Annotated in this window: 9 protein-coding genes; 4 read left to right on the top strand and 5 right to left on the bottom strand. The window is 61.4% G+C overall.

Annotated features, from left to right (window positions below):
* Positions 1-18: 18 nt before the first annotated feature.
* From QZY07_RS27425 to QZY07_RS13160, 4 genes are all read right to left on the bottom strand, one after another.
* Positions 19-387, bottom strand: coding sequence for a transposase (locus QZY07_RS27425; protein ID WP_363184186.1), 369 nt, complete (start codon positions 385-387; stop codon positions 19-21).
* Positions 388-563: 176 nt separating this feature from the next.
* On the bottom strand, positions 564-1226 hold the full coding sequence (locus QZY07_RS13170; RefSeq protein ID WP_295403384.1) for a hypothetical protein: 663 nt from the start codon (positions 1224-1226) through the stop codon (positions 564-566).
* Positions 1227-1261: 35 nt separating this feature from the next.
* Positions 1262-1516: a GNAT family protein gene (locus QZY07_RS13165; RefSeq protein WP_295403381.1), complete on the bottom strand. Its 255-nt coding sequence runs from the start codon at positions 1514-1516 to the stop codon at positions 1262-1264.
* Between the two features lie 96 nt (positions 1517-1612).
* Positions 1613-1840 carry a GNAT family N-acetyltransferase gene (locus QZY07_RS13160; protein WP_295403378.1) on the bottom strand — a complete coding sequence of 76 codons (228 nt, stop codon included), beginning with the start codon at positions 1838-1840 and terminating at the stop codon, positions 1613-1615.
* On the opposite strand from QZY07_RS13160, the gene QZY07_RS27420 reads away from it, so the two are divergent.
* From QZY07_RS27420 to QZY07_RS13150, 3 genes are read left to right on the top strand one after another with little or no spacing between them, the layout of a single operon-like run.
* Positions 1751-2380 (top strand): NAD-dependent epimerase/dehydratase family protein, encoded by a 630-nt coding sequence (locus QZY07_RS27420; RefSeq protein WP_363184184.1) that lies wholly within the window; start codon positions 1751-1753, stop codon positions 2378-2380. The two genes, QZY07_RS13160 and QZY07_RS27420, sit on opposite strands and share 90 nt — an antisense overlap.
* The gene (locus tag QZY07_RS27415; protein WP_363184188.1) at positions 2307-2645 is read left to right on the top strand and encodes a hypothetical protein; all 339 of its coding nucleotides are present in this window, start codon (positions 2307-2309) and stop codon (positions 2643-2645) included. The genes QZY07_RS27420 and QZY07_RS27415 overlap by 74 nt, the downstream gene beginning before the upstream one ends.
* Positions 2646-2648: 3 nt before the next feature.
* Positions 2649-3323, top strand: coding sequence for a Uma2 family endonuclease (locus QZY07_RS13150; protein ID WP_295403375.1), 675 nt, complete (start codon positions 2649-2651; stop codon positions 3321-3323).
* Here QZY07_RS13150 and QZY07_RS13145 read toward each other — a convergent pair.
* Complete coding sequence (locus QZY07_RS13145; protein WP_295403372.1) at positions 3205-4755, bottom strand: ATP-binding protein; 1551 nt, start codon at positions 4753-4755, stop codon at positions 3205-3207. The genes QZY07_RS13150 and QZY07_RS13145 overlap by 119 nt on opposite strands.
* 245 nt (positions 4756-5000) lie before the next feature.
* Here QZY07_RS13145 and QZY07_RS13140 point away from each other — a divergent pair.
* Positions 5001-5567: reverse transcriptase domain-containing protein (locus QZY07_RS13140; protein WP_295403370.1), on the top strand; the 567-nt coding region annotated here is incomplete at its 3' end.

Raw genomic sequence — 5567 nt, 5'->3', positions numbered from 1 at the left:
AGCCGCAGTGACGCATGGCTATAAGTGGTGACCACAACATATAGGGCGTGGAGGCACTAACCGACCACCCCCCTTTTCATTAGATAAACTTTCTGAACAGACTCTCAGGACGCAGTGACCCCAACCCGCACCGAAACGGGCATTCCCAGGTAGGTCATCCTGTTCATGGCCGCGATCCGCGCATGAACCTCGTTCACCTGGGCGTCGAACAGGCGTGAGGCAACGCCTGCCCCGAAGAGCTGCTTGAGGTGGCTTCAACACCAACAACGTCTGGATGGACCCGTCCGAGTAGCGCCACGGCGCACCTCGCTTCCCGGTCGGCTCAGGCGTCCAACGCTGGATGATCGCTTCCTGGTCGAACCAGAAGGTGATGTCTCCGCGCGCCACTAGCGCCCGATCGTACGCTGGCCAGTTGGTGACCCGGTAGGTCGCCTTCTTGGGGGAGGCGCCTTCGGACTGTCATGCCCCCATCCTCACACACATCCTCCCAAAGGGAGGCGACATCTATCCTGACACCGGGGGTCCACCCCGGTCACGTCCACCGCGTGCACGGTCATCTGGGTTCAATCCAACGCCAAATGCACCCGATCATCCGTTCCCTCGGCGCCCGGGCCTTGCCGCGACGAGCCATCGACGATCAGCCGCCGCAACGTGCTCAATGGGGTCGCCGTCGCGGGTAGCCGCCGGTGCAGCAACGCCTTCAGCCAGGGGCCGCACGCCCGCAAGCGCTGGTGAATCGCGGTATAGGCGAGGCGTTCCTCCAGCCGCGTGAAGCTCCCGGCCGTCGTTCGCAGTGCCTGATCCAACCCACAATACAGCATCACCACTGGCAGCCATTGCGCCGGCGTCTTGAGCTTGCGCGGGCATGCGAATGCCTTGAACTCACGCGCCATCTTCGCGTATTCGGGTGGCAATTCCTTCAGAAACGCTTCAAACGCGAGATCGACGGGCTGGGGGGCGCGGAGCATGGCAGCAAAATGCCCAACAGATCGCGCCTCTCCACGGATTTTCAAGGGCTTGCCGGCTATGTTGGCGCGTATGGGTGAATACCCCGTCCCGCTTGGATGCACCACCAGGGTATGGCCGAACAAGGCCCGCGTGGCGCTCGGCACGATGCGACCGAAACTGAGACAGAAGCAGAAATCCGCGCCGGGCGGATCGTCGATCATGTGCGCCCAGTATACCTCATGACCCAGTTCGCCCCAGTCGACCACCAGTTCCTCCACATAAGCGTTGATCCAGCTTTCGGCATCGGACAGGATCAGGATTTTACGGGGGAGGTAGATTTCCGATTGGCTGCCAGGGCGTCCAGTTGCGCGACGCGGGCGCGTAGACGGTCGCGTTGCTGCTCCCATTCGGCGGTAAGCAAACCGAATCGGATCACGTCGAGGTGGCGTTTACCGTCGAAATGCTGATCGCGAAAGACACCTTCCCGAACGAAACCGAATTTCTCATGCAGATTGACGGATGCCGAATTGGAAGCCAGCGCCTCGCCATTGCGCTCGTGCAGACCCAACTCGCCAAAGGCCAGTTCGAGCGCGACATAGAGAAGGCGCGTCCCCGTGCCGGGCGTGGCGTCAGGACTGGCGTAAAACCCTCAGAAGGCGCTCCCCTACCCCGGATCGAGGTCGGTGAAGTAGACGACTCCCGTCGGTGTTCCGTGACTGTCGCGAGCGAGGTACCAGCGCGCGGCGGGATTTTGACGCATGCGCTGGAACCAGGCGCGGTGCTCATCCGGGGTGATCTCGTGATGGCTGTACATATTTCGCCGCACGGCCGGTGCGTTGCGCCAGGTCAGGATCAGGTCCAGATCGGAGTCGGTGAACGGGTGGAGTGTCATCGGTGGCTGCGATGGTTGCGTGCAAGGCATCGACGACACGGCCGGTGCCTTCTCCGTCGACAGTCAGACGGGTGGCTTCGGATAAACGTTGCATGCGCGACGGTTGCTGAAGCAACGACAGGATTTCAGCCTTTCTCCAGCACCTGCGCCACCGATGGCATCCCCCAGCAACCACGGCTGGACGAAAACCATCCGCAGCAGCCGATCAATCCCTATGGCGCTTCCAAGCTGATGATCGAGCGGATGCTGAGAGACTTCGACACTGCCCACGGCTTGAAATCCATCGCGCTGCGTTATTTCAACGCCGCCGGTGCCGATCCGGAGGGCGAGATCGGCGAAGCGCACGATCCGGAAACCCATCTCATCCCGCTCGCGCTGGAGGCGGCACTTGGCAGACGACCGGCAATCCAGGTGTTCGGTCAGGATTCCCCCACCCCGGACGGCACCTGTATCCGCGACTATTCATGTGACCGATCTGGCCGCCGCGCATGTCAGCGCATTGCAAGCCTTGCTCAATGGCGCGCAAAGCAACGCCTATAATCTTGGCACCGGCGAAGGGCACAGCGTGTTGGCCGTGCTCAATGGCATTCGGGGGGTCACCGGTCGAGCGTTGCCGGTCCAATTCGCTCCCCGACGTTCCGGAGATCCCGCGAGACTGGTCGCCGATGCAAGCCGCGTCGCGCGTGAATTGCATTGGACGCCGCTGTATAGCGACCTCGAACAGATGATTCAGGATGCCGATCGGTGGCATCGGGAGCGTCATTTCTCACCCCGAGCGCCCCTGGCCGAGTCCGGAGGTAGCTGACGGATGTACGCGCAACCGGAAGCCTTGCCCCGTATGACCGCTGACGAGTACCTGGCCTTCGAGCGGGAACAACCGATCCGACATGAACTGGTCGACGGTTATCTCTATGCGATGACCGGCGCCAGCGACCGCCACGAGGAAATCGCACTCAATCTGGCGTCCGCCTTGCGAGTCCACCTGAAAGGCTCGCCATGCCGAGTCTACAAGGGCGACCTCAAAATCCGCGTTGCCAACGAGTTCTACTATCCCGACATCTTCGTGCGCGACTCGGAGCAACGCGGCGATGCCGATTTCAAGACCGATCCGATCATGATCGCGGAAGTCCTGTCTCCGGGCACCCAGCGCCACGACCGCGGCGACAAGCGCCTCGCCGATTCCCAACTGCCAACCTTGCGGGACTCTCTGCTCATCGCGCAGGGTCGGATGCTCGTGGAAATCTACACGCCGGGGGATTTCCAGCATTGCCGACGGCTGGAGCAACCGGACGATTTGCTGTGTCTTGACGCCATCGGATTCTCGATGTCCTTGGCCGATCTCTATGAAAAAGGTCACAAGGACATCACAGCGTCTCGACCTCGAATCCCACCACATTGCGTCCCTCGCGCGAGAACTCCACGCCGATCAGATGGATTGGCTGGCCCTCGGCACGGTATTTGTCAGCATAGCCGCGATCCTTGATCTGACGTAGGGCGCGGCCTTCTGGCGCCAGTTCCACCACCTTGAACTCGAACAGGTAGATCCGACCGTTCACACGCACGGTCATATCGATCCGTCCTCGGTTGGTCGCGTCCTCCAGCCTGATGTCCAAACCCAGGGCCGCAAAGTAGCTGTAGAAGACGCTGGCGTAATAACCTTCGTAACGCGCAATGGGGTTGTTGCGGTACCAATCGTTGGGGATGCTGGCGAAGAAGGCGTGGAACAGGTCTTTCAGGCCATCGAGATCATTGGACTGGAGCAGGCGATAGAGTTGTTTGCGGTTCCTGACGGCGGGTTCGGGCGCCTGGGTCCAGGCGCGAAGTAAACTTCCGTAGAGGCTCTGGGAGACCTCGCGGTTGGGGAAGCGGAGCTGGTAATAATAGGTGCCGCCGAGCCACTCCTCCCGTGCGATGGTCAGATACCCCGCCTGGAACATCAATGCCTCGGTCGGGATGTTGTCGACATCGAAGGTGGAGAGCAGGTCGGCGTCGGTCTCCAGTGCGCCCAGTTGCGGCAGCCAGGTCTCGCGCTCGGTCAGCAGTCGGATAAGGAAGGTCGGGGTGCCGGTCTCGAACCACCAAGGTTGAAAGCGGCGGTTGCGAAACAGCAGCAGCAGGTCAAAGGGGTTATAGACCGCCTCGCCCAGCCAGTTGTAGCCGTTGTACCAGCGGCGGATCTCATCGCGGTCGAGGCCATCGAGTTCGGGGGCGAAGACGGTGTCGACATCCTGTTCGGTGTAACCACAGAGGGTGGAATAACTGGCGTTGAGGGTGATGTCTTCCAGGTTGTTGAGCCCGGAGAAAAGACTGACCTTGCTGAACTTGGACACCCCGGTCAGGAAGACGAAGCGCAGATGGGCGTCTTCGCCCTTGATCGCCGAATAGAGGTTTCTCAGCCCCTCGCGCATGGCGAGCGCCGTCTCGGAGTCGGTGATGTTGTCGAGGATGGGTTTGTCGTATTCGTCGATCAGAATCACGGCGGGTTGGCCGGTGTGCGCATGCGCCAGGCGGATCAGTTCCGCGAAACAGCCTGAAAGACTGGGGTGCTTGCAGACCACGCCAAGCCGTCGCTGGTGGTCGTCGAGAAGCTCGCGAATCTTCTCGTCCAACTCCGCCCGCGTCTGAAGCACCCCGCCCCCAAAGCTGATCGCGATCACCGGGTGACGCACCGTCCAGTCCCAGCGCGGACGGATGTCCAGTCCGCGAAACAGCGGCTCGTTGCCCTCGAACAGCTCCTTGAGGGTATCGAGAAAGAGGCTCTTGCCGAACCGACGCGGACGGGAGAGAAAGAAATAACCGGAGGTTTGCGCCAGCCGCCAGGCCAGCGGCGTCTTGTCGACATAGTAATAATCGCCCTCGCGGATTTTGGCGAAGGTCTGGATGCCAATGGGAAGTTGGCGACGGGGTTGGGTCATGATCCGAGAAACCGATAAACAGGCATGGCGCCAAGTGTAGCGCGTGGGAACCGGCGACTCCGCGAATCGGCAATTCTCGGTTTGGCCTGACGCGCCCCGCCTGAAGCCATTCGTGGTTCGACCCTTCGACAGGCTCAGGATTCACCGCGAACAGCTACCGGGACATCGCGAGCGATTTCAAGGACAGCCCCTGGGTATCCCGACGATCCGCGACCGGGTGGTCGAGACGGCAGCCGTCCTCGTGCTTGGCTCCGATCTTCGAGGCCGACCTGCAACCGGAGCAATCTGCTGATCGGGAGGGTCGCAACGCCCATGAGGCGGTGTCCCAAGTCCATCGGCTGCTGAACACAGGTTACACGGATGTGGTTGATGCGGATCGATCAGGCGACTTCGACTCAATTCCACACCCCGAGTTGATGCGGAGCGTGGCGCGGCGGATCAGTGATCGTCACGTCCTCGCTCTGATCAAACAGTGGCTGGTGGCGCCGGTCGAGGAGGACGACGGAGGTGGGCGCAGGAGGCGCACCACACCGGCGAAGGAGACCAAACGAGGCATTCCGCAAGGGGCGCCGAGCACGCCGTTGCTCAGTAACCTGTACCTGCGCCGTTTCCTGCTGGGGTGGAAAACGTGGGGACTGGAGGAACGCCTTCAGGCCCGGATCGTCAACTTTGCCGACGACTTCGTCATCTGCTGTCGTGGGACGGGCGAGCAAGCCATGGAGGCCATGCGCACGATGATGGAGCGGCTCAAACTGACGGTCAACGAAGAGAAGACCACGCGTTGCCAGATACCGCAGGGGCGGTTTGACTTT

The sequence above is a fragment of the uncultured Thiocystis sp. genome (genome assembly GCF_903866365.1).
Classification (GTDB): Bacteria; Pseudomonadota; Gammaproteobacteria; order Chromatiales; family Chromatiaceae; genus Chromatium.
The sequence above is the reverse complement of the archived record's forward strand: the minus strand, read 5'-3'. Positions and strand labels throughout refer to the sequence as shown.